Source organism: Bradyrhizobium sp. NAS80.1 (assembly GCF_001908205.1).
In the GTDB taxonomy this organism is placed as follows: domain Bacteria; phylum Pseudomonadota; class Alphaproteobacteria; order Rhizobiales; family Xanthobacteraceae; genus Bradyrhizobium.
Window position 1 is genome coordinate 1 of sequence record NZ_LGHL01000471.1, and the last position, 1,108, is coordinate 1,108.

2 protein-coding genes are annotated in these 1,108 nt (G+C 54.7%); both read left to right on the forward strand.

Annotation, left to right across the window (positions count from 1 at the left end):
• The first annotated feature begins 440 nt into the window (after window positions 1–440).
• Entirely contained in the window at window positions 441–767 is a 327-nt protein-coding gene (locus tag AC629_RS44290; RefSeq protein WP_084810820.1) for a hypothetical protein, read from the forward strand.
• Window positions 768–877: 110 nt separating this feature from the next.
• Window positions 878–1,108: NAD(P)/FAD-dependent oxidoreductase (locus tag AC629_RS44295; protein WP_143199959.1), on the forward strand; the 231-nt coding region annotated here is incomplete at its 3' end.

A 1,108-nucleotide genomic window follows, 5' to 3' on the forward strand; every position in this document is an offset into this window, starting at 1 on the left:
ATCGAACACAAGCCGACCCCGCAGAGTCGGTCGAGAATGACCCTGGCTGTGTAAAAACGCGAATGATCGAGACACGGCTAGAATTACATTCTTCAGTTCGTCGTCTAAGTTGAAGCCACGTGCTAGCTTAAGCGCTAGAACCGCCTTGGACGAATAACTTCTTCTATCGCGCTCAAGCGCCTTGGCGTTTTCACACAGCCAAGACCCAAAGGCGACATCGGCCGGATTGAAATCCCGCATTGCAGCAGGCGTCTGCAGCGCTTTGAGTTGATATGTGAACCTCGCAGCAGTCGAAACATACTCACATTATGTGCCAGACAAATCAGTCATACCGAGCCTAACAAGGCCGGGCGGACGAGGGTCTGGCCGGCATATGGCCTTACAGACAGCGAGCGCTATCCACGCATGTGGGTCAGCTGCAGCTCTTGCATGGTCGCCTCATGTACATAGTCATTCGAAAGTACACCAATGTTCGTTCGGTTTCCGATGCGGCTCGCCGCGCCAAAAGCGGCATCGGTCAACTCCTAAAGCAATCGCACGGATTCAGATCTTACTATGTACTGGATGGCGGCGGAGGAGTCGGTGTCGCCGTGATGATATTCGAGGACCGGCAAAGCGCTGATGCGGCGAACGATAAAGTGATGGAGTTTGTGCGGGCGAGCTTGCATGACCTTAATCTCGGAGATCCCCAAATCATCGGCGGGGAAGTTTTGGTGAATATAGAGCCGGATACGCAATCCTTCGTAGGGGCAGCTCATCCGCTGTGAGCAAAGCACAGCGTCGAGCGGCCGTTTGGTCGGCGTTTGAATTTTCCCGTCAATCATGGCCATAGGCCATACTGGCGGATTATTTTCTTTTGCTGACTCGGGGTATTTGCATGACCAGCTTGTCTCCTGACGTAGTGATCATAGGTGGAGGAATTGCCGGCGGCACCATGGCCAACGTACTCGCCCGGAACGGGTTAGAGGTCACCGTGTTGGAGCGGGAGACGAGTTACCCCGACCGAGTGCGAGGGGAATGGATCGCCCCCTGGGGAGTCGCCGAGTTTAAGCGACTTGGGCTTATCGAACTCCTGCAGGACAATGGCGCAATTCACGTCGAACGCAAC

Bases quoted from the DNA above. Each gene is read 5' to 3' on its own strand.
- AC629_RS44290 (WP_084810820.1), top strand. From the start codon at position 441: ATGTACATAGTCATTCGAAAGTACACCAATGTTCGTTCGGTTTCCGAT.